Below are 22,107 nucleotides of genomic sequence, written 5' to 3' on the forward strand. Positions count from 1 at the left end.
TTCAGTCATTTACGGCTTCTCCGGGCTTGTTGCCCTTGAACATATCCAGCGCCAGCATGATTGCGCCAACGCAGATGGCGCTGTCGGCAAAGTTGAACGCCGGGAAGTAATGGCGGTTCTGCCAATGCACCAGAATGAAGTCGATCACATGGCCCAAGGCGATGCGGTCGTACAGATTGCCCAGCGCACCGCCCAGCACCAGTGCCAAGGCGATAGCCAGCCAGGTGTCATTGCGGCCAAGGCGCTTGAGCCAGACCACCAGCACCGCACTGACCACCACAGCGATCAGGGCGAACAGCCAACGCTGCCAGCCACCACCGTCAGCGAGGAAGCTGAAAGCGGCACCGGTGTTATAGGCCAGGGTCCAGCTGAAGTAGTCAGGAATCACCACGATCTGCTGGAACATTTCCAGGGTGCCCTCGAAGTGAGCCTTGCTGACCTGGTCGATGACCAGGACCAGCAAGCTCAGTACGAGCCAACCCAGACGTCCGAAACGGCTGGATTTAGGCATAGTGGCGAACCTCACCGGCACCGCTGATGTTGTCGACGCAACGACCGCAGATTTCCGGATGCTCCGGGTTCACGCCAACGTCTTCACGGCAGTGCCAGCAACGGGCGCACTTGGCGAAGGCGGACTTGACGACCTTGAGCTTGAGGCCCGGGACTTCGGTCGCGACCGCATCAGCCGGGGCCTGGGCGAAGGGTGCCAGGCTAGCCGTGGAGGTAATCAGCACGAAGCGCAGTTCGTTGCTCAATTTGCCCAGGTCGGCGGTCAGGCCTTCCTCGGCAAACAGGGTGACTTCAGCCTGCAGGTTGCCACCGACGGCCTTGGCCGCACGCTGGACTTCCAGTTCCTTGTTCACCGCAACCTTGACGGCCATCACACCTTCCCAATACTCGCGGCCCAGTTCGAAGTCGGCCGGCAATTCGGTCAGGCCTTCGTACCAGGTGTTGAGCATTACGGACTCGTTACGCTCGCCCGGCAGGTATTCCCACAGCTCGTCGGCAGTGAAGGCCAGGATCGGCGCGATCCAGCGCACCAGCGCTTCGGAGATGTGGTACAGCGCGGTCTGCGCCGAGCGGCGGGCCTTGCTGTTGGCGCCGGTGGTGTACTGGCGGTCCTTGATGATGTCGAGGTAGAAACCACCCAGCTCCTGCACGCAGAAGTTGTGGATCTTCGAGTAGACGTTCCAGAAGCGGTATTCGCCGTAGTGCTCCTGCAACTCACGTTGCAGCAACAGGGTACGGTCCACAGCCCAACGGTCCAGGGCGAGCATTTCCTCGGCCGGCAGGATGTCGGTGGCCGGGTTGAAGCCGGTCAGGTTCGACAACATGAAGCGTGCGGTATTGCGGATACGGCGGTAGGCATCGGCGCTGCGTTGCAGGATCTGCTCCGAAACGGCCATTTCACCGGAATAGTCGGTGGAAGCCACCCACAGACGCATGATGTCGGCGCCCAGGGTGTCGTTGACCTTCTGCGGCGCAATCACGTTGCCCAGGGACTTGGACATCTTGCGACCGTTCTCGTCGACGGTGAACCCGTGGGTCAGCAGCTCGCGGTACGGGGCGTGATCGTCGATGGCGCAACCGGTCAGCAGGGACGAGTGGAACCAGCCACGGTGTTGGTCCGAGCCTTCCAGATACAGGTCGGCGCGCGGGCCGGTCTCGTGACCCATCAGGTGCGAGCCGCGCAGCACGTGCCAGTGGGTGGTACCCGAGTCGAACCACACGTCGAGGGTGTCGCTGATCTTGTCGTACAGCGGCGCTTCGTCACCAAGCAGCTCGGCAGCGTCCAGCTTGAACCAGGCTTCGATACCTTCCTGCTCCACACGCTGGGCCACCACTTCCATCAGTTCGACGGTGCGTGGGTGCAGTTCGCCGCTTTCCTTGTTCAGGAAGAACGGGATCGGCACGCCCCAGTTACGCTGGCGGGAGATGCACCAGTCGGGACGGTTGGCAATCATCGAGTGCAGGCGTGCCTGGCCCCAGGCCGGTACGAACTTGGTGTCTTCGATGGCTTTGATCGCACGCTTGCGCAGGGTTTCGCCGGCGACAGGCTCTTTGTCCATGCCGATGAACCACTGCGCGGTGGCGCGGTAGATCAGCGGGGTCTTGTGGCGCCAGCAGTGCATGTAACTGTGCTTGATGGTTTCGGTGTGCAGCAGCGCACCGACTTCCGACAGTTTGTCGATGATCGGCTGGTTGGCCTTGAAGATGAACTGGCCACCGAAGAACTCCAGCGACGGCACGTATACGCCATTGCTCTGCACCGGGTTGAGGATGTCATCGTTGACCATGCCATAGGCTTTGCAGGTCACGAAGTCGTCCACACCGTAGGCCGGCGCGGAGTGAACCACCCCAGTACCCGAGCCCAGTTCGACGTAGTCAGCCAGGTACACCGGCGACAGACGGTCGTAGAACGGGTGACGGAAGTTGATCAGCTCCAGCGCGGAGCCCGTGGTCGTGGCGATCACCGAGCCTTGCAACTCGTAGCGAGTCAGGCAGGCCTCGACCATTTCCTCGGCCAGCACCAGCAGGCGGTCACCGACGTCCACCAGGGCGTAGGTGAATTCCGGGTGCACGTTCAGCGCCTGGTTGGCCGGGATGGTCCACGGGGTGGTGGTCCAGATCACGATGGCGGCGGGCTTGGCCAGGCTTGCCAGGCCAAAGGCCTCGGCCAGCTTGGCGTCGTCGGCGATCGGGAACGCGACGTCGATGGTCGAGGACTTCTTGTCTTCGTACTCGACTTCCGCTTCGGCCAGGGCCGAGCCGCAGTCAAAGCACCAGTTCACGGGCTTGAGGCCCTTGAACACGAAGCCGCCCTTGACGATCTCGGCCAAGGCACGGATTTCCCCGGCCTCGTTCTTGAAGTTCATGGTCTTGTACGGGTTGTCCCAGTCACCCAGCACACCCAGGCGGATGAATTCGGACTTCTGCCCTTCGATCTGCTCGGTGGCGTAGGCGCGGCACAGCTCGCGGGTCTTGTCGGCGCCCAGGTTCTTGCCGTGGGTCACTTCGACTTTGTGTTCAATCGGCAGGCCATGGCAGTCCCAACCCGGGACATAAGGCGCGTCGAAGCCCGAAAGGGTTTTCGAGCGGATGATCATGTCCTTGAGAATCTTGTTCAGCGCATGACCGATGTGAATCGTGCCGTTGGCATAAGGAGGGCCGTCGTGCAGGACGAATTTCGGACGATCCTTGCCAATCTCGCGCAACTTTCCGTACAGGCCAATACTGTCCCAGCGCTGCAGGATCTGCGGTTCGCGCTGTGGCAGGCCGGCCTTCATTGGGAAGGCGGTGTCCGGAAGGTTTAGCGTGGCTTTATAGTCGGTCATTTAAGGCTCTTCATTAGCGATGGGCGCTAGGTGCGGCTAGTGCACGGGCGGCGGCGACATCCGCATTGATCGCCGTTTTCAGCGCCTCCAGGGAGGCGAATCGCTGCTCTTCACGCAGCTTTTGGTGGAAAACCACCGTCAAACGCCGGTCATACAAATCCCCGGCAAAATCCAAAAGGTGAACTTCCAGGTGGGCCTTGCCATCACCTGCAACCGTTGGCCTGACGCCTATATTGGCGACTCCGGGCCAGGGTTTACCGTCAATATCGACACTCACCAGGTACACCCCGGTCAGTGGCACGCGACGGCGCTTGAGTTGCACGTTGGCGGTTGGCGTGCCCAGTTGGCGCGCCAGCTTCTGGCCGTGCAGGACCCGCCCGGCAATCCGGAACGGGCGACCGAGCAAACGCTCGGCCAAGGCGAAGTCGGCAGCGGCCAAGGCATTTCGCACCTGGGTGCTACTCACGCGCAGGCCGTCCAGTTCGACGGTTTGCGCGGCTTCGACAGTAAACCCCTGGGTCACGCCGGCCTGCTGCAGGAAATCGAAATCCCCTACCCGGTCGCAACCGAAGCGGAAGTCGTCGCCGACCTCCAGATGCTGCACGCCCAAGCCATCGACGAGGATACGGTCGACGAACTCGGTGGCGCTGAGACTGCGCAAACGCTGGTTGAAGGCCAGGCACAGAACCCGGTCCACGCCCTCTTCGGCCAGCAGTTGCAGCTTGTCCCGCAAGCGGGCCAAACGGGCTGGAGCCGTCTCGGGAGTGAAGAACTCACGGGGCTGCGGCTCGAAAATCACCACGCAGCTGGGCACGCCCAACTCGACTGCGCGCTCGCGCAGCCGCGCCAGGATCGCCTGGTGGCCACGGTGAACACCGTCAAAGTTGCCAATAGTGGCGACGCAGCCCCGATGCTCGGGGCGCAGGTTGTGGAGACCTCGAACCAGCTGCATAACGCGCTTCTTGCTCATAAAGTGGTCGATTATAACCACACCCGGCCCCGGACGACAGGCAACAGCACAGGCCAAATGATTCGAATCGAAAAAACAGCCGGCTTATTGTTGATTGCGATCAATTCAGCGCCTTGCGATTGAAATCCCGCAGGCGGAAGCCCAGCAGCAGCAACATGCCAAAGTAGGCGATCACCCCGGCCACCACCAGCAGGCCAAGGCGCAGGAATCGCTCAAGCATCTGCCCCTCGCCCCACGCAGGCATCCAGTGCATCAACCCCAGCAATACCGCTGACATCACCGCCACCGCTACCAGCAATTTGAGGGCGAACATGCCCCAGCCTGGCTGCGGCTGGTACATTTTTTGTTTGCGCAATTGATAGAACAACAGGCCGGCATTGATGCACGCCCCGGCACTGATCGCCAGGGCCAGGCCCGCGTGAGCCAGCGGCCCGATGAAGATCAGGTTGAACAGCTGGGTGACCACCAGGGTGAAAATCGCAATTTTCACCGGGGTCCGGATGTTTTGCTGGGCGTAAAAGCCCGGCGCGAGGACCTTGATCACGATAATCCCCAGCAACCCCACCGAATAGGCGACCAATGCACGCTGGGTCATCAAGGCGTCGAACGCGCTGAACTGGCCGTACTGGAACAGCGAAACGGTCAGCGGCTCGGCCAGGATCCCCAGGGCCAGGGAGCATGGCAGCACCAGCACAAAGCACAGGCGCAGGCCCCAATCGAGAATACGCGAGTATTCGTGGCGGTCCTTGCTGGCATAGGTGCGAGCCAGGGTCGGCAGCAAAATGGTACCCAGCGCCACGCCCAGCACACCGGAGGGCAACTCCATCAGGCGATCGGCGTAATACATCCACGACACGGAACCGGAGACCAGCAACGAAGCGAATGCGGTGTTGATAATCAGGGAAATCTGGCTGACCGATACCCCGAGAATCGCCGGCAGCATGTTTTTCATCACCCGCCACACACCCGTATCCTTGAGGTTCAGGCGCGGCAGCACAAGCATGCCAATCTTTTTCAGGTGCGGCAGTTGATACAACAGTTGCGCCAGGCCACCGGCCAGCACCGCCCAGCCGAGCGCCATCACCGGCGGATCGAAGTACGGCGTGAGGAACAGGGCAAAGATGATCATGCTGACGTTAAGCAGGGTCGGCACAAACGCCGGCACCGAGAACCGGTTCCAGGTATTGAGGATCGCGCCCGCCAGGGAAGACAGGGAAATCAGCAATATATAAGGAAAGGTCACCCGCAACAGATCACTGGTCAGGGCGAATTTTTCCGGAGTGTTGGCAAACCCGGGCGCCGTGGCCCAGATAATCCAGGGCGCAGCGAGCATCCCGGCGACGGTCACCAGCATCAGCACCAGGGTCAGCAGGCCCGAGACATAGGCGATAAAGGTGCGGGTGGCCTCCTCGCCCTGCTGGGTCTTGTATTCCGCCAGGATCGGCACGAACGCCTGGGAAAACGCGCCCTCGGCGAAGATCCGCCGCAGCAGGTTGGGCAGTTTGAACGCGATAAAGAAGGCATCCGTGGCCATGCTCGCGCCAAAAATACGTGCGATGAGGGTGTCACGCACAAACCCCAGAACCCGGGAAATCATGGTGATCGAGCTGACGGCGGCCAACGACTTGAGCAGATTCATTGAAAGAGTTTTTGCCTATAGATAAAGAGCAGGCGAACAAAGCGCCTACTTATGCGATACTGCGCGCCTGCAACAGCACAGAGCCAAAGCTCGCGAGTTTACAGGTCAAGCGCCGGAAATAAATCACCCGCCTCTTCAGATCGACCACTCAGCAGTTCGCATCAGCCGCCCTTGACAAGACTTCAACTCATCGGCATGATTCGCGGCCTATTTTGTTTGCTATTTCCTAAAAAGTCTTTCGAGGAGCTCGACGGTGGCCAACACACCTTCCGCCAAAAAACGTGCAAAACAGGCTGAGAAGCGTCGCAGCCACAACGCCAGCCTGCGTTCCATGGTTCGTACCTACATCAAGAATGTAGTTAAGGCCATTGACGCAAAAGACGCTGAAAAAGCTCAAGCTGCTTACGTTCTGGCCGTGCCAGTTATCGACCGTATGGCCGATAAAGGCATCATCCACAAGAACAAAGCTGCTCGCCATAAAGGTCGTCTGAATGGCCACATCAAGGCTCTGAACCTTGCTGCTGCAGCCTAAGCGATAAGCTTGTTAAAAAACCGACCCCAGGGTCGGTTTTTTACTGCCTACGATTTATGCCCTCCCCCAAAACAAATGTGGGAGCTGGCTTGCCCGCGACGGATACATAACACTCAACATTGATGTCGACTGTTAAACCGCTATCGCAGGCAAGCCAGCCCCCACATAAAGCAGAGCGGAGCTGCCAGGCTTATTGCGCGCCAGGCCACGGCAGGATTGGAATCGCCGTCACCGCATTCTGCGGGCTGCCTTCGATCAGACGGTCGCTGTAGACCAGGTACACCAGGGTATTGCGCTTCTTGTCGAGGAAACGCACCACCTGCATGGTCTTGAACACCAGCGAGGTGCGCTCCTTGAACACCTCATCACCATCCTTGAGCTCGCCCTTGAAGCGAATCGGCCCCACCTGACGACAGGCAATGGATGCCTCGGCACGATCCTCGGCCAAGCCCAGACCACCCTTCACCCCACCCGTCTTGGCGCGAGACAGGTAGCAAGTCACGCCCTCTACCTTGGGATCATCAAAAGCCTCGACCACGATCCGATCATTGGGGCCGACAAACTTGAACACGGTCGACACCTGGCCAATCTCTTCGGCCGAAGCCAGCAGCGGCATCGCCATCAGCAGCCCCAAGCAACCCCTTCATTACGCGCATCGCAATTTTCCCTTTAGACCAGAATCAGGTTATCGCGGTGAACCAGTTCCGGCTCAGCCATGTAACCCAACAGACCGACAATCGACTCAGACGACTGCCCAATGATTTTCTGCGCCTCAAGGGCACTGTAGTTGGCCAGCCCACGGGCAATCTCACGACCGTCCGGCGCGACACACACCACCATTTCACCGCGCCGGAAGCTACCCTGGACCAGCTTGACGCCTACCGGCAACAAGCTCTTGTTGCCCTGGGACAGCGCCGACACCGCACCCGCATCCAGCACCAGGGTGCCACGGGTCTGCAGATGGCCAGCCAGCCACTGCTTACGCGCCGCCAGCATGCCACGCTCGGGCGACACAGCAATGTGCCGATGCGCTCGCCTGCCTTGAGGCGATCCAGCACGCGCTCCAGGCGCCCGCCGACGATGATGGTATGGGCACCCGAACGGGCCGCCAGGCGCGCCGCGCGTAGCTTGGTCTGCATGCCACCACGCCCCAATGCACCACCGACACTGCCCGCCACCGCATCGAGCGCCGGATCATCGGCCCGCGCTTCGTAAATCAGCTGAGCGTCAGGATTGTTGCGCGGATCGGCGTCAAACATGCCATCGCGATCCGTGAGGATCACCAGCAGGTCAGCCTCCACCAGGTTGGCCACCAGGGCCGCCAGGGTGTCGTTATCGCCAAAGCGGATTTCGTCGGTCACCACGGTGTCGTTCTCGTTGATCACCGGGATCACCTTGAGCTCGACCAGGGCACGCAAGGTGCTACGGGCATTGAGGTAGCGCTTGCGGTCGGACAGATCGTCATGGGTCAGCAGAATCTGCGCGGTATGGCGGCCGTGCTCGGCAAAACTGGATTCCCAGGCCTGCACCAACCCCATCTGACCAATCGCAGCAGCGGCCTGCAACTCATGCATCGCGCTGGGTCGCGCGGTCCAGCCAAGGCGGCTCATCCCGGCAGCAACCGCCCCGGACGACACCAGCACCAACTCGACACCTGCCTCATGCAAGGCCACCATCTGTTCAACCCAGACGCTCATGGCTGCGCGATCCAGCCCCTTGCCATCCGCCGTCAGCAGCGCACTCCCGATCTTTACGACCCAGCGTTGCGCACCCGTCACTTTGCTCCGCATCATCTTCAACCTTAGATTGAGGGCCACGCGACCCAGCGCCGCCCATAACGTTATTCGTGACTACCGATTTCCAGATACTAAAACGCCGCTCGATTGAGCGGCGCTTAAGTTTATCGCAACAGATCAGTCACGCACGTAAATGATTTCTGGACCATCTTCATCATCCACATCTTCCTCGTCCCAATCATCGTCACCGATGTCATGGACCGACTTGACGCCACTGCGACGCAGGGCACGCTGATCATCCAGCGCCTGCAACTGGGCACGCGCCTCGTCTTCGATACGCTGATCGAGGTCAGCCAATTCAGCCTTGTAGGCTGGGTCGGCAGCCAGGCGATCAGCACGATCTTCCAGGTAGCGCATGATGTCGCGAGTCAAACGCTCAGTGCCTTCTTTGGCAATGGCGGAGATCACGTAGACCGGACCTTCCCACTGCAGGCGGTCAACGATTTCCTTGACCCGCTCTTCGTGCTCTTCCTCGAGGATCTGGTCGCACTTGTTCAGCACCAGCCAACGATCACGCTCAGCCAGGGACGGACTGAACTTGGTCAATTCGTTGACGATCACTTCAGCCGCGTCCGGCGCACTGGTTTCATCCAGCGGCGCCATGTCGACGAGGTGCAGCAACAGACGGGTACGGGACAAGTGCTTGAGGAAGCGAATCCCCAGACCCGCGCCATCGGAAGCACCTTCGATCAGGCCCGGAATATCCGCGATCACGAAGCTCTTCCAGCGATCGACGCTGACCACACCCAGGTTTGGCACCAGAGTGGTGAACGGGTAATCCGCAACTTTCGGCTTAGCGGCCGACACCGAGCGAATGAAGGTACTTTTGCCCGCGTTTGGCAGACCCAGCAGGCCCACATCCGCCAGCACTTTCATTTCCAGCTTCAGGTCACGCTGCTCGCCCGGCTTGCCCGGCGTGGTCTGGCGCGGCGCACGGTTGGTACTGGACTTGAATCGGGTGTTACCCAGACCGTGCCAACCACCCTGCACAACCATCAGTTTCTGGCCGGCCTTGGTCAGGTCGCCAATCACTTCCTGGGTGGCAGAGTCGATGATCGTGGTGCCGACCGGCACACGCAGCACCAGATCCTCACCCTTTTTACCGGTGCAGTCAGTGCTGCCGCCGTTGGAGCCGCGCTCGGCATCGAAGTGCCGGGTGTAACGGTAGTCCACCAGGGTATTGAGGTTTTCGTCGGCCATCATGTAGATGGAACCGCCATCACCACCGTCGCCGCCGTTCGGGCCACCGTTTTCGATGAACTTTTCGCGACGGAAACTCATGCAACCATTGCCGCCGTCGCCAGCTTTTACTCGGATCGAAACTTCATCAACGAACTTCATAACAAAACGCCTCTCGCCGCACGGACGAGCTTAAGAAACCAAGACATAAGACTCTTGCAAAAATGAGCGCAGCAACCTCAATCAGCGTCCGCAAATCCCGCTGCCTTCGCCCACCACAAACAGCTTTGCAAGAGACTCACCCCACAAACGAAAAAGCCCCGTCGCAAGACAGGGCTTTTCCAGCGAGCTCGCAATTAAGCCGAGACAACGCTCACGTAACGGCGGTTGAACGCGCCTTTTACTTCAAACTTGATCACGCCTTCGATTTTCGCGAAGAGGGTGTGATCTTTACCCATGCCTACACCGTAACCGGCGTGGAATTGGGTGCCGCGCTGACGCACGATGATGTTGCCCGGAATGATTTTCTGGCCGCCATACATCTTAACGCCAAGGCGTTTGGCTTCTGAGTCGCGACCGTTACGGGTACTACCACCAGCTTTTTTGTGTGCCATGAGTCAATTCTCCTAGTGAGGAATTAGGCTGAAATTAAGCCTGAATACCGGTGATTTTGATCTCGGTGTACCACTGGCGGTGGCCCATACGCTTCATGTGGTGCTTACGACGACGGAACTTGATGATGCGGACTTTATCGTGACGACCTTGGGAGATCACTTCAGCCACAACGGTAGCGCCAGCAACAACTGGAGCGCCGATGTTCACGTCATCGCCATTGGCGACCAACAGAACGCGATCAAAAGTAACGGATTCGCCGGTAGCGATTTCCAGTTTTTCGATCTTCAGGTATTCACCTGGGGCGACCTTGTATTGCTTGCCACCAGTAACAATTACTGCGTACGACATGGTATTTCTCCGATAATCCTGCTCACCCAGCGCTTTATAAGAAGAGGTATTGGCTGGCATGGCTGCATGGGATGGACGTCCCGAATGCAATTGCGTAAGGCAGGTGCTGCCCAGGAAGTTCAGGGTGCGCGATTGTACGCAAGCTGTGGAAGGCTTGCAAGTAGCCGTCTATCGCGCCTTGACACCCAGGGGCGCGGGTCCTAGCATGCCGCGCAACCCTTCTGGAGCGACTGTCGCTGATGCAACCCCAAGCTTTCTACCGCGCGGTGGCGGACGATTTTAGCGCCGTCGACGGCATCATCAAGAAGCAGCTGACTTCTAAAGTGCCGCTGGTCTCCAAAATTGGCGACTACATTACTTCGGCCGGCGGTAAACGCCTGCGTCCTTTATTAGTGCTGCTGTGTGGCAAGGCCCTGGGCCGCGAAGGCGATGACCTGCGCCTGCTGGCCGCCACTATCGAGTTCCTGCACACCGCCACCCTGCTGCACGACGACGTGGTCGACATGTCTGGCATGCGCCGGGGTCGCGAGACCGCCAATGCCATGTGGGGCAACGCGCCCAGCGTGCTGGTGGGTGACTTCCTGTATTCGCGCTCGTTCGAAATGATGGTCGAGCTGGGCTCGATGCCGGTGATGAAGATCCTGTCCCAGGCCACGCGCATCATCGCCGAAGGCGAAGTGCTGCAACTGTCCAAGGTACGCGACGCCAGCACCACCGAAGAAACCTACATGGAAGTGATTCGCGGCAAGACCGCGATGCTCTTCGAAGCCTCGACCCACAGCGCCGCCGCCCTGTGCGAGGCGACCGCCGAACAGGCCGAAGCCCTGCGCACCTTTGGCGATCACCTGGGCGTGGCCTTCCAGTTGGTGGATGACCTGCTCGATTATCGCGGCGACGCCGAAACCCTGGGCAAGAACGTCGGTGACGACCTGGCCGAAGGCAAGCCGACCCTGCCGCTGATCTACACCATGCGCGAAGGCACCCCGGAACAAGCGGCACTGGTGCGCAAGGCGATCCAGAAAGGCGGCATCGAAGACCTGGAAAGCATCCGCGCCGCCGTGGAAGCCTCGGGCTCGCTCGACTACACCGCACAACTGGCCCGTGACTACGTGGCCCGCGCCATCAAATGCCTGGAAGCCCTTCCAGCCAGCGAATACCGGGATGCCCTGGTGGAGCTGAGTGAGTTTGCGGTAGCCCGTACTCACTAACGCTCTGTGGGAGCTGGCTTGCCTGCGATAGCATCACCTCGCTACAGCTGATAGACCGAGGTGTCTGCATCGCAGGCAAGCCAGCTTCCACATTTAGACCGCATCGCCCCTCCCCCCGACAAAACCCTATATAATGTGCGACTTTTAGCCATCCTGACTTTCAAGGAGCTTTAGTGAGCACGTTGCCACCCTGCCCAAAATGCAATTCCGAATACACCTACGAAGACGGCGCCCAGCTGATCTGCCCGGAATGCGCCCATGAGTGGTCCGCCGGCGGTGAAGCCGAAACAACCAGCGATGAAACCGTAAAAAAAGACTCTGTTGGTAACGTCCTGCAAGACGGCGACACCATCACCGTGATCAAGGACCTCAAGGTCAAGGGCACCTCGCTGGTGGTCAAGGTCGGCACCAAGGTCAAGAACATCCGCCTGTGCGATGGCGACCACGATATCGACTGCAAGATCGACGGTATCGGCCCGATGAAGCTCAAGTCCGAGTTCGTCCGCAAGGTCTGACCGGCCTGCCCCCCATCCCGCGCCTGATGCGGGATGGCGTTTCACCCTCCCCCCATGACCTCCCCAGTAGCAAAAGGCCAGCCCTGTTGACCTTGCACAATGTCCACTCCGAAAAACCAGGAAATTGCCAATAGGCACTTGCTATTCTACGAATAAGAATTATTCTCATTGAAATCCTTCAAGGAGATGCGACCCATGACTTATTTGATTGATGCCTGGCTGGACCGTCCGCACCCTTACCTGCGGATCCTTCATCGGGAAACCGGCGAAGTGTGTGCGGTGCTGGAAGAAGAAGCGCTGAATGAACTGCAGGACCAGGGCGACCTGGACGTCAACGGCCTGAGTTCCAGTGAGCCTGGAGTGCTGAAGGAGGTGGTGAGGAATCTGTTTCTGTTCTGCTATGCCCGAGCGTTGCGCCCGGTGACGGAGCTCAATGGCAAGTTTCACCCATGAGCCACCACCCGCTTTATGTGGGAACTGGCTTGCTCGCGATGCAGGCAAGCCAGCCACCACACAAGCCCGGCCCTATAGAGAGCCAGGCGTAACCTGCAGCGGGTCTTACAGAACGTCGAGCAGCTCGACGTCAAATACCAGAACGCTGTGCGGCGGGATGCTGCCAACGCCTTGTGCGCCGTAAGCCAGTTCGCTCGGCACGTACAGGCGCCATTTGCTGCCGGCATTCATCAGTTGCAGGGCTTCGGTCCAGCCAGCGATCACGCCGCCGACCGGGAATTCTGCCGGCTGACCACGCTCGTAGGAACTGTCGAACACAGTGCCGTCGATCAGGGTGCCATGGTAGTGGGTACGCACCTGGTCTTCACGGGTCGGCTTGGCGCCGTCGCCAGCGGTCAGCACTTCAAATTGCAGGCCGGAAGCCAGGGTGGTGATGCCGTCACGCTTGGCGTTTTCAGCCAGGAAAGCCAGGCCAGCACCCGCGGCCGCTTCAGCCTTGGCGGCTGCTTCGGCTTGCATGATGTCGCGGATCACTTTGAAGCTGGCAGCCATTTGTTCCTGGTCAACACGGCTTGGCTTGCCGCCGAACGCGTCGGTCAGGCCGGCCAGGATCGCGTCCAGGCTGACGCCCGGTGGCGGGTTGTCGCGCAGTTGGTCACCCAACTGACGGCCAATGCCGTAGCTGACGCGGGTTTCGTCGGTGGACAGATTGACTTCGGACATGGAAAGGCTCCGCTGTAGGACAACCCCAAGATCCTGCAAAAGCGCAGTTTCTTGCGTGTCATCCAAACTAAAAGGGCGAGCAGACTAGCACACTCGCCCTACGCTTGATCAGCCCAAAATCCCAGGCAAACAGGCGCCCGGCGCGGATCAATGCTTGGTGAGTTTATCCAGGTAGCCCATGGCAAACGCCGAGATCACGAAGGTCATGTGAATAATCACGTACCACATCAGGTGCTGTGGATCGACATTCTTGGCATCCATGAAGATACGCAGCAGGTGGATCGAGGAAATCGCCACGATGGAGGCCGCCACTTTCATCTTCAGCGACGAAGAGTCCATGGTGCCCAGCCAGTTGAGCTTTTCCTTGTTGTCGTCGATATCCAGTTGCGAGACGAAGTTCTCGTAGCCGGAGATCATCACCATCACCAGCAAGCCACCCACTAGGGCCATGTCGATCAACGACAGCAGCACCAGGATCAGCTCCGACTCGGCCATCGCAAAGACATTGGGCAGCAGATGGATCACTTCCTGGAAGAATTTCAGCGCCAACGCCAGCAGTCCGAGGGACAAGCCGAAATAGATCGGCGCCAGCAGCCAGCGGGAGGCGTACATTGCATTTTCGATAAAGCGTTCCATGGAATCTCACACAGCTTGGCTAGAAATGGCGGCGAGTATATCAGCCGCGCACATCGCGCCATAACCACCCGGAAACTGACCTGTAGCGCTTCTGTAAGACAATTTTTCTGCTAGTGTCGGCCCCATCAACGTGGCTCGATGCTGCCGGACAGGAATCTCAAATAATGGATGTGCGATCTCCCTTGGCCAGTCTTGGCCTGTGTGTGGCATTGCTGGCGGCCAGCGGCTGCTCCCCCAGCGACGAGCACAAGCAAGCCACTCTCGAAGAAAAAACCGCCCAGTTCGAACAGTCCCTGGATACCATCCAGGATCCCCGCCTCAAAGAGGCCGTAGGCGAACTGGGCGGCTCGCTGCTGCTACTGGAGCGGGCGCGCATCAAGCTCGACACCAAGCCTGTCGAGACCGAGTACGGGGAAAACGCACTGGCCGTGCTTGCCCACTACCCTACCCCGCAAGCCCTGGTAGATACCTACATCAATGGGCTGTTTGTCCTGCGCAAGAACTCGCACTCGGACTACCTGACCGATCTGCAACCGGTGTTCCCGTTCAGTTTCAATATGCCGGACCAATTCCCCTTCCCCCATGGCCTGGAATGGCAGTCGGTGACCCTGAGCAACAACAAGGTCATCCCGTTCCAGCCGGAATGGTCGGAAACCGACCCCGGCATTCAGTTGAGCCCCAGCAGCTCCAACCTGACCAACCCGGACGACCTGACCGTGACCTATCCGTTCATCGAAGGTATCGAGACGGACAACAAGAGCCAGCCGCAGCCCGTCATGCTCAAAGGCCAGGTCGAGGTGATTGCCCCGAGTAAAGTCCTGGCCTTCGACCTGACCCGCCAGGACGTGGGCCAGAAACGCACTCAGGAAAACATCACGCTGACCCTGCTGGCCCTGGAAAACAACTACGCAGAGATCGAGCTGAGCAACACCAACCCCCTGGCGCCACAAGTGGCGGATGAATCACCCAACCCGCTGCTGGTCCAGGCCCGGGACACCACGGGGCAGTTTCTTTCTCGCTCCGGCTCGATCAACGAAAGTGCCGCCCAGGTCGCCTTCTACGAGCAGCAACTGGCACAGATGCGCAAGCAGAACACCTGGTCCGAGGCCTTTGAGAAACAGTTGGAAGACGCGCAAAAAGCCTTTGAACAAAAGCAGGCCAGCCACTACGCCAAGGTCTACTTCAACGGGGTGATCGATACGCTGCAGGTCAACGTGCTGGATTTCTCCGACGCGACAGTCACCCATAAGGATCTGGAGCTGCCTGTACGGCGCTTCGACAAGAACAGCCTGGAAAAGACCGTCCAGGGCCTGCCCATGCCGGTCACCGTGTATGACGACCAAGCTGCGGACTGGCTCAAAAGTGCCACGCTCTCCGAAGACCAGCTCAAAAGCAGCATCACCATCAGCCAGTCAGTAGAGGACGCCAGCGCCGCCCACATCACCTTCGACCACCCTTTCACCTTCAATGACGACCTGGTCGGCTCGACACGCACCAGCAGCGACGCCCCGCTGACGTTCTTTACCGCAGATGATGAAGGCAACCGCGGGGAACCCATCGAGTTGCCCACCGAAGCCTTTGAAGTCGACCCATGGCGCGGCGCCATCACCTACGATCTCAATTTATTCCCGGAAACCCCGGCCTATGCGGTGGGATCCATCCCGCTGTTCCTGGCCACGATCGAAAAAAACACCCTCGACACCACGCACTTGCCCAAGGGCCTGTTGCTGAAAGATAACGCCCTGATCGTCGACCAGGCGCTGTTCCCTTCCGACAGCTGGCGGTTCTTTGCCAAGGACGCCAGCGGCAACTACCTGAAGGAAATCCTAGGCGTCAGCCACCGCGCCGAGGAATACGGCACCGCACTGTTTGACGTGCATTACTTTTATGGCCAGCCGACCGTGCTTGAAACCTACCAGCGCACTGCGCTGAACACGCTGCAATACGGCTTTGAGGTCAAGCTGGACAAGCCCGAGACCAAATAAGCCGTGGGCTAGAGGTGAACCGCATGAACCCGCCCGCCATTGAGCTGGCGCAGGTGTGCCTGCAGGTGCAGGCACCATATCTGCGGATCGTCGGCCAGTTCATAGCCGTGCAGGGTCAGGCTTTGCACGATGGATTCCAGCATATTTTCTGCGACGAACGGCCCAGGGAAGGGCCCCTGGGACTTGATGGTCGAGGGCTGCTCGCCGGTCATTCCGGCGGCAAATAACAATGTCCACATCCCGGTATCCCCCGCAAGAGGGCGAATGGAACATTCAATTCGGGTGACCAGGCCCAGGCACTGGCGAGTGAGGCAAAGGCTGCGCGGCATGGCGGCGACCCTCGGTAGATCCGGTGTTCAGCCTCCAGACACAAGGCTGTCTCTATCCCATGACCCCTGTAGCTATCCCTAGAGCTGAGAATAGAAGAAAACCGGTACAAACCAAGGCCGTAGGGACCAACGGCGGTTGGTCCCGAAAAACCCAGTCAAAATCATGACACGCTGTCTGTAGGGGCGAGCGAGCTCGCGCACCTACAGTGGAAACCTCAGCTTGGCTTGGCTGCGGCCAACGCCTGCTGCGCCAGCTCCTTTTCCGCCTCCTTGAGGTCTTCTTCGCTGATCATCTCGGCAATGGCCCGCAGACGCTCAACCACGCGGGCATTGACGCTGCCCTCGGGGAATTGCCCTTCGGCATCCGGCTCACCGGCTGGCTCGCCCACCAACAGGCTCAAGGCTTCGTCGGCCTGGCGCACGGCATACACGTGGAACTGCCCTTGCCTTACCGCCTGCAAGACCTTCTCGTCGAGCATCAACGTCGCGACGTTGGCCTGGGGAATGATCGCACCCTGCTCCCCGGTCAAACCACGGGCCTCGCACAGGCGGAAGAAACCTTCGATCTTCTCGTTGACCCCACCCACCGCCTGCACTTCGCCGAACTGGTTGATCGAGCCGGTGATGGCAAAGCACTGCTTGAGCGGCGTCTTCGACAGTGCCGAAATCAACGTGCAGGCCTCGCCCAACGAGGCGCTGTCGCCATCGACATAACCGTAGGATTGCTCCAGGGCGATACTTGCGGAGATCGCCAGGGGGAATTCCTGGGCATAACGGCTGCCCAGGTAACCGGTGAGGATCATCACGCCCTTGGAGTGGATCGGCTGGCCGAGGTTGACCTCGCGCTCGATATCGACGATGCCGCTGCCGCCGGGGTACACCGTGGCGGAAATCCGCGCAGGCACACCGAACGCCGAATCACCGACCTCCAGCACGGTCAGCCCGTTGCATTTGCCCACTGCGGCACCCGCCGTGTCGATGAGGATTACCCCGGCGAGCATGTCGTCGAGAATCCGCGCCGAGACCCGCCCGGTGCGCGTGGCCTTGGCTTTCAGTGCACGCTCGATATGCCCGGCGTCGGTGCGTTCGTCGCCCGCCAGATGACGGATGAAGTCCGCCTCGCTGACCAGTTGGAACAGGTCGCCGATCCGCGCCGACAAGCGCGCCTGGTGCTCCGCCAGACGAGCGCTGTAGGTCGCCAGCCGCGCCACGGCATCCGAGGTCAGCGGCGCCATGCCTTCTTCCGAGGTGCGGGTTTTGAGCAACTGGGCGAATTGCTCCAGGCTCTCATCGACCATCGGGATATCTTCATCGAAATCCACCAGCACCCGGAACATCTCCTGGAAGTCCGGATCCAGGTCTTGCAGGGTGTAGTACAGCGAACGGGCGCCGATGATGATGACCTTGACCTGCAACGGGATCACTTGCGGGTTGAGGGTCACAGTGGCCAGGCGGCCCAACTCGCCCAGGGGCGACTCCATCTTCAGCTTGCGCGATTGCAGGGCTCGCTTGAGCGCATCCCAGACAAATGGCTCGCTGAGCATTTTCTCGGCTTCGAGGATCAGGAACCCACCGTTGGCGCGGTGCAACGCCCCCGGGCGCAGCTGGCGATAGGTGGTGTAAAGCGCGCCCTGGTCAGTGCTGTATTCGATACGGCCAAACAGGTTGTCGTAGGTCGGGTGCGGTTCGAACACCACCGGCGCCCCACCATTGAGCGGATGGCCTACCACCAGGCTCGGGCAGTACTGCTCTTCGAGCAACTTGCGCGCCTGGGCGTCGGTTTTCGCGTCATCCACCAGCAGTTCGACCACGGTCTTGAGCAGATAGACCTGCATGGCTTGCAGGTAGCCGCACACCCCGGCGTTCTCGGCGTACTTTTCCGACAACGGCGCCAGCAACGGCTGCAAGGCCAGGGTGATGGTCTCTTCGTTGAAATGGCGCATCTGGTTGTTGGACTCGCGCTTCCACTGCGGCAAGCTGGCGAGTTCTTCGTTGAGGCGCTCTTCCAACGCGGAAATATCCGTGTGGAAACGCTCGCGGTCGGCTTCCGGCAACTGCGAGAACTCGGCCTCGTCCAGGGCCTTGCCATCAAGCATCGGGGTAAACGCGATGTTGGTGCTGTCACGGTACAGCGCCACGTCCTTTTCCAGGGCCAGGCGCTCGATCACATCCAGGGCACGGTCGTAGCGCTGGTTGAAGGCACGGTCGATGGCACTTTTGCGCTGTTGATACGTTGGGTGCTCGAACACTGCCGGAAAGGTGGCGACAAGGTTGTCGATCAGGCCACTGATATCGGCGATAAAGGGCGCCGCACCGCCCGCAGGCAACTCCAGGGCGCGGGGCTCGCGAGGCTCGTCGAAGTTATTGACGTAGACCCAGTCTGCCGGGGTCTGCAGGCGCTTGCCTTCGGCCTTGAGGTAGCGTTTGACGAACGAGAAACGGCCGGTACCGGGCTCGCCCATGACAAATACGTTGTAACCGGGGCGCGGCATGGCCACACCGAACTGCAAGGCTTCAACCGCGCGTTCCTGGCCAAGCACACCGCGAAAGGGCTCCAAATCATTGGTGGTCGAGAAGCTGAACTGTTCAGCGGAGAAAGGACGGGTCAGCGCTTCGGGCGCTAGACGCAAGCTGGCAGCAACAGGATCAGGCATCGGGCTTCCTTACATCAGGCGGGGCAATGGCGGCATTCTGGCGCCGTGCGTAGCCGGCTGGCAAGGCACGACTGAGGTAAAGCATAGACACGGGATGCCGCCTGCAAAAAAACCAGTCTGCATTGATTGTTTTACAAAAAACCACGGAACCCTTGGAACATGCCTAAACTCCAAACTGCGCGGGTTGGACTAATAACTGGCCCCTAGGGTGCTTTGCGGCGCCTGAACCCTTGTCCATTGGTTTGCACACTAAGAGAACAAAGCTATGAAACGGATCCTTCTCGGTACTCTCTTCACCGTTGTCTCCCTCAATGCAATGGCCGAAGCGCCAGGTGGCCCGAACTGTGGTTGGGGCAACATGTTGTTCGAAGGCCAGCGCGGCACGCCGGCTCACTTCCTCGCTTCCACCACCAACGGCACCTCCGGTAACGCCACCTTCGGCATGACCTCGGGCACCAACGGTTGCAGCACCAACAGCGCGCTGACTTACGGCGGCAAATCGTGGATTGCCATGAATGGCATGATGAACGAGCTGTCCGAAGACATGGCCAAAGGCAATGGCGAAGCTCTGACCACCTATGCCGTGGTCCTGGGCGTTGCTCCAGAAGATCGTGATCACTTCGCCGCTGTGACTCACGAGCACTTCCAGCAGATCTTCAGCAAGGCTGACGTGACCGCAGAAGACGTGCATTCCAACACCCTGGCAATCCTCAAAGGCGACGCCCGCCTGGCGAAATACGCCCACCCAGGCTTAAGCTCGACCTGCCCGCGCCCTTACCCGGCGCGGGTTTTATTTTTTGGACCTGCCCCTTTCTTGGGTCTTTATTTATTCCGACTTAAGTTGCCCCTATGCTCAAACGCCTTGCCAGCCTGGCACTCTTCGCCTGCGCCCCGCTATATGCGGCGCCGCACCTTGATGATCAACGTTTGCAGCACCTGGCCAATGATCCGTTCTGGCTCTCGCTGGGGCACTACGAAGCCGGCAAGCTCAAAGGCTGGCGCAGCCATGTCAGCGACGCGAAATTCTTCCTCGCCAAAGAGGGCGCGCACCACCCGGACGCCGAACTCAAGGCCACCGTTGACGCGCTCTACGCACCGGCCAGCCTCGGCGAAAAACATGCTCAATGCGTGTATCCGGCCCGCACCCGCTGGCTCAAGGACCAGTTGCACCTGACCGACCTGCCCGCCGTGGACTGCGTCGAATTCAAGCAATGGTTCAAGGATGTCGCGCCCCACAGCGCGGTGATGATCTTCCCCGCGGCCTACCTCAACAGCCCGTCGTCGATGTTCGGCCATACCTTGCTGCGTATCGACCAGGCTGACGTGCAAAGCAACAAGACCGCGTTACTCAGCTACGCGATCAACTTCGGCGCCTACATTGAAGGTTCGGACAACAGCATCCTCTACGCCTGGAAAGGCCTGATGGGTGGTTATCCCGGCCTGTTCGCCCTGGTGCCCTACCAGGAAAAACTCTCGGAATACCGTAGCCTGGAGAACCGCGACCTGTGGGAATACCGCCTGAACCTGACCCAGGTCGAGACCGAGCGCATGGTCGAGCATGTGTGGGAACTCAAGCAGATCCAGTTCGACTACTTCTTCTTCGATGAAAACTGTTCGTACCGCCTGCTGGAATTGCTGCAAGTGGCCCGCCCCGGCCTGCGCCTGACCGAACAGTTCCCGCTGACCGCCATCCCCACCGACACCGTGAAAGCGGTGAAGGACGCGGGCCTGGTGGAAAAAATCGACTACCGTCCGTCCCGCGAACGCGAATTGCTGGAGCGCGCCAAGCCCCTGGACAGTGACGAGCAGCAATGGGTGCTAAAGATCAGCGATGACCAGAAGCAGCTGCAAGACCCGACATTCAAAGCCCTCGGCAAAGACCGCCAGGCCCTGATCATCGACGCCGCCTACCGCCTGGGCCGCTACCGCGCCAACGGCCTGGAGCGCGACAGCGAACGCTCCCAGCGCAGCTTCGAGTTGTTGCGGGCGATCAACCAGAACCCGGCGCCCGACCTGCAGATCGAGCGCCCCGGCCTGCCGGAGAACGGCCATGAGTCACGTACCTGGCAGGCCGGTATCGGCACCCGTGGCGACAAGGCCTTTGCTGAGTACGGCCTGCGCATGGCCTACCACGACCTCAACGACAACGCCGAAGGCTTCCCCCTGGGCGCGCAGATCGAGATCCTGCAAATGAAACTGCGCCAGTACGAAGGCAACAACTGGCAATTGCAGCAATTGGACCTGGCGACCATCCGCTCCCTGACTCCGCGCAATGAGCTGCTGCAGCCGTTGTCCTGGCAGGTCACCGGCGGCCTGGAACGGGTACCGGGCAAACATGACGACGAAACCCTGGTCAGCCATGTCAACGGCGGCGCCGGCGGCACCTGGCAACTGCACGACGACATGCTCGGCTTCGCCCTCGGCACCGTACGTGTGGAACATAACAACGACTTCAGCGAATTCATCTCCCCTGCGGCCGGCTTTAATACCGGCCTGCTGTGGAAAAACCCACTGGGCAACCTGAGCCTGGAGGCCAAGGGCGACTTTTTCACCAATGGCGAGGTAAGGCGTAGTATCAGCCTGAATCAGCAGTGGGAAGTATCACGCAACCTGGGTGTGCGCCTGAGTGCACAACGGGAGTTCAGCCACTTGGCAACGCCGGTGAACGAAGTGATGCTTGAAGTGAAGTGGTATCACTACTGACCGGCCCCAACGCCTATTGAAGATCCAATGTGGGAGCGGGCTTGCCCGCGATAGGGGTGTGTCAGTCGCTGTGGATATGACTGATCCACCGCCATCGCGGGCAAGCCCGCTCCCACATTGGGCCCGCGTTTATCCCGCACCTTAAGGAGTTTTTACGACATGGCCGTTACCTGCACCACCCTTGAACAAGTCCGGGAAAACATCGACCGTCTTGATCGACAGATCGTCGCCCTGCTGGCCGAACGCGGCAGCTTCGTGTCCCAGGCCGCCGGTTTCAAAAAAGACAGCGATGGGGTCAAGGCCCCTCAGCGCGTCGAACAGGTCATCAGCAGGGTTCGCGATTTAGCGCAGACCCTGGGCGCCAACCCCGACGTCACGGAGCAGGTGTACCGCGCGATGATTGGCGCATTCATCCAGCAGGAACTGGCCGAACACGCCGCTCTCGCGCAACCCACGACATAAGCCCCTGTGGCGAGCCCGCTCGCCA

The 22,107-nt window shown here is 59.9% G+C and carries 19 protein-coding genes and 2 pseudogenes; 8 read left to right on the forward strand and 13 right to left on the reverse strand.

The genetic code is table 11. The features are described from left to right. Position 1: 1 nt before the first annotated feature. The 4 genes from lspA to murJ all read right to left on the reverse strand — a co-directional run bounded on the left by lspA (position 2) and on the right by murJ (position 5,944). Positions 2–511: a signal peptidase II gene (lspA, locus tag PSH80_RS22830; RefSeq protein ID WP_057958393.1), complete on the reverse strand. Its 510-nt coding sequence runs from the start codon at positions 509–511 to the stop codon at positions 2–4. Next, positions 504–3,335: an isoleucine--tRNA ligase gene (gene ileS / locus PSH80_RS22835; RefSeq protein ID WP_057441098.1), complete on the reverse strand. Its 2,832-nt coding sequence runs from the start codon at positions 3,333–3,335 to the stop codon at positions 504–506. The genes lspA and ileS overlap by 8 nt, the downstream gene beginning before the upstream one ends. Positions 3,336–3,348: 13 nt before the next feature. After that, the gene (ribF, locus tag PSH80_RS22840) at positions 3,349–4,287 is read right to left on the reverse strand and encodes a bifunctional riboflavin kinase/FAD synthetase (RefSeq protein ID WP_169989537.1); all 939 of its coding nucleotides are present in this window, start codon (positions 4,285–4,287) and stop codon (positions 3,349–3,351) included. A gap of 118 nt (positions 4,288–4,405) precedes the next feature. Continuing rightward, on the reverse strand, positions 4,406–5,944 hold the full coding sequence (gene murJ / locus PSH80_RS22845; protein ID WP_115129037.1) for a murein biosynthesis integral membrane protein MurJ: 1,539 nt from the start codon (positions 5,942–5,944) through the stop codon (positions 4,406–4,408). 253 nt (positions 5,945–6,197) lie between these two features. Here murJ and rpsT point away from each other — a divergent pair, with 253 nt between their 5' ends. After that, positions 6,198–6,476 carry a 30S ribosomal protein S20 gene (gene rpsT, locus PSH80_RS22850; RefSeq protein WP_003215870.1) on the forward strand — a complete coding sequence of 93 codons (279 nt, stop codon included), beginning with the start codon at positions 6,198–6,200 and terminating at the stop codon, positions 6,474–6,476. Between the two features lie 190 nt (positions 6,477–6,666). On the opposite strand, the gene PSH80_RS22855 is transcribed toward rpsT, so the two are convergent. The 5 genes and pseudogenes from PSH80_RS22855 to rplU all read right to left on the reverse strand — a co-directional run bounded on the left by PSH80_RS22855 (position 6,667) and on the right by rplU (position 10,414). Further along, entirely contained in the window at positions 6,667–7,098 is a 432-nt protein-coding gene (locus PSH80_RS22855; protein ID WP_305418395.1) for a CreA family protein, read from the reverse strand. Positions 7,099–7,145: 47 nt separating this feature from the next. Next, positions 7,146–8,266 (reverse strand): annotated as a pseudogene (gene proB, locus PSH80_RS22860) (glutamate 5-kinase). 123 nt (positions 8,267–8,389) lie between these two features. After that, entirely contained in the window at positions 8,390–9,613 is a 1,224-nt protein-coding gene (cgtA, locus tag PSH80_RS22865; RefSeq protein ID WP_057441108.1) for an Obg family GTPase CgtA, read from the reverse strand. A gap of 194 nt (positions 9,614–9,807) precedes the next feature. Further along, complete coding sequence (gene rpmA, locus PSH80_RS22870) at positions 9,808–10,065, reverse strand: 50S ribosomal protein L27 (RefSeq protein ID WP_029292052.1); 258 nt, start codon at positions 10,063–10,065, stop codon at positions 9,808–9,810. Between the two features lie 34 nt (positions 10,066–10,099). Next, complete coding sequence (gene rplU, locus PSH80_RS22875) at positions 10,100–10,414, reverse strand: 50S ribosomal protein L21 (protein ID WP_003176051.1); 315 nt, start codon at positions 10,412–10,414, stop codon at positions 10,100–10,102. A gap of 239 nt (positions 10,415–10,653) precedes the next feature. Here rplU and PSH80_RS22880 point away from each other — a divergent pair, with 239 nt between their 5' ends. The 3 genes from PSH80_RS22880 (at position 10,654) to PSH80_RS22890 (ending at position 12,590) form a co-directional block, all read left to right on the forward strand. Then, positions 10,654–11,622 carry a polyprenyl synthetase family protein gene (locus PSH80_RS22880; RefSeq protein WP_032861875.1) on the forward strand — a complete coding sequence of 323 codons (969 nt, stop codon included), beginning with the start codon at positions 10,654–10,656 and terminating at the stop codon, positions 11,620–11,622. A gap of 173 nt (positions 11,623–11,795) precedes the next feature. Further along, a complete protein-coding gene (locus PSH80_RS22885; RefSeq protein WP_115129038.1) occupies positions 11,796–12,137 on the forward strand; it encodes a zinc ribbon domain-containing protein YjdM in 342 nt (113 codons plus the stop codon). Positions 12,138–12,332: 195 nt separating this feature from the next. Next, on the forward strand, positions 12,333–12,590 hold the full coding sequence (locus PSH80_RS22890; RefSeq protein WP_038443494.1) for a hypothetical protein: 258 nt from the start codon (positions 12,333–12,335) through the stop codon (positions 12,588–12,590). Positions 12,591–12,695: 105 nt separating this feature from the next. On the opposite strand, the gene PSH80_RS22895 is transcribed toward PSH80_RS22890, so the two are convergent. Continuing rightward, the gene (locus PSH80_RS22895; protein WP_038443496.1) at positions 12,696–13,313 is read right to left on the reverse strand and encodes an FKBP-type peptidyl-prolyl cis-trans isomerase; all 618 of its coding nucleotides are present in this window, start codon (positions 13,311–13,313) and stop codon (positions 12,696–12,698) included. A 147-nt stretch (positions 13,314–13,460) separates the two neighbouring features. Then, positions 13,461–13,949 carry a TIGR00645 family protein gene (locus tag PSH80_RS22900; protein WP_057441112.1) on the reverse strand — a complete coding sequence of 163 codons (489 nt, stop codon included), beginning with the start codon at positions 13,947–13,949 and terminating at the stop codon, positions 13,461–13,463. 164 nt (positions 13,950–14,113) lie between these two features. Between PSH80_RS22900 and PSH80_RS22905 the strand changes: the two genes are divergently transcribed. After that, positions 14,114–15,934, forward strand: coding sequence for a hypothetical protein (locus tag PSH80_RS22905; RefSeq protein ID WP_305418401.1), 1,821 nt, complete (start codon positions 14,114–14,116; stop codon positions 15,932–15,934). Positions 15,935–15,942: 8 nt separating this feature from the next. Here the strand turns inward: PSH80_RS22905 and PSH80_RS22910 are convergent, their stop codons facing one another. Continuing rightward, on the reverse strand, positions 15,943–16,263 hold the full coding sequence (locus PSH80_RS22910; protein WP_057958387.1) for a hypothetical protein: 321 nt from the start codon (positions 16,261–16,263) through the stop codon (positions 15,943–15,945). A 215-nt stretch (positions 16,264–16,478) separates the two neighbouring features. Then, entirely contained in the window at positions 16,479–18,917 is a 2,439-nt protein-coding gene (locus PSH80_RS22915) for a Lon protease family protein (RefSeq protein ID WP_115129040.1), read from the reverse strand. Between the two features lie 265 nt (positions 18,918–19,182). Between PSH80_RS22915 and PSH80_RS22920 the strand changes: the two are divergent. The 3 genes and pseudogenes from PSH80_RS22920 to PSH80_RS22930 form a co-directional block, all read left to right on the forward strand. Next, positions 19,183–19,659 (forward strand): annotated as a pseudogene (locus PSH80_RS22920) (DUF3015 domain-containing protein); the annotation flags it as partial. A gap of 107 nt (positions 19,660–19,766) precedes the next feature. Beyond that, positions 19,767–21,620, forward strand: a complete 1,854-nt coding sequence (locus tag PSH80_RS22925) for a DUF4105 domain-containing protein (protein WP_305418405.1) — start codon at positions 19,767–19,769, stop codon at positions 21,618–21,620. A 159-nt stretch (positions 21,621–21,779) separates the two neighbouring features. Further along, complete coding sequence (locus tag PSH80_RS22930) at positions 21,780–22,082, forward strand: chorismate mutase (RefSeq protein WP_305418407.1); 303 nt, start codon at positions 21,780–21,782, stop codon at positions 22,080–22,082. The last annotated feature ends 25 nt before the right edge of the window (positions 22,083–22,107 follow it).

This window comes from Pseudomonas sp. FP818, assembly GCF_030687335.1.
Lineage (GTDB): Bacteria > Pseudomonadota > Gammaproteobacteria > Pseudomonadales > Pseudomonadaceae > Aquipseudomonas > Aquipseudomonas shahriarae.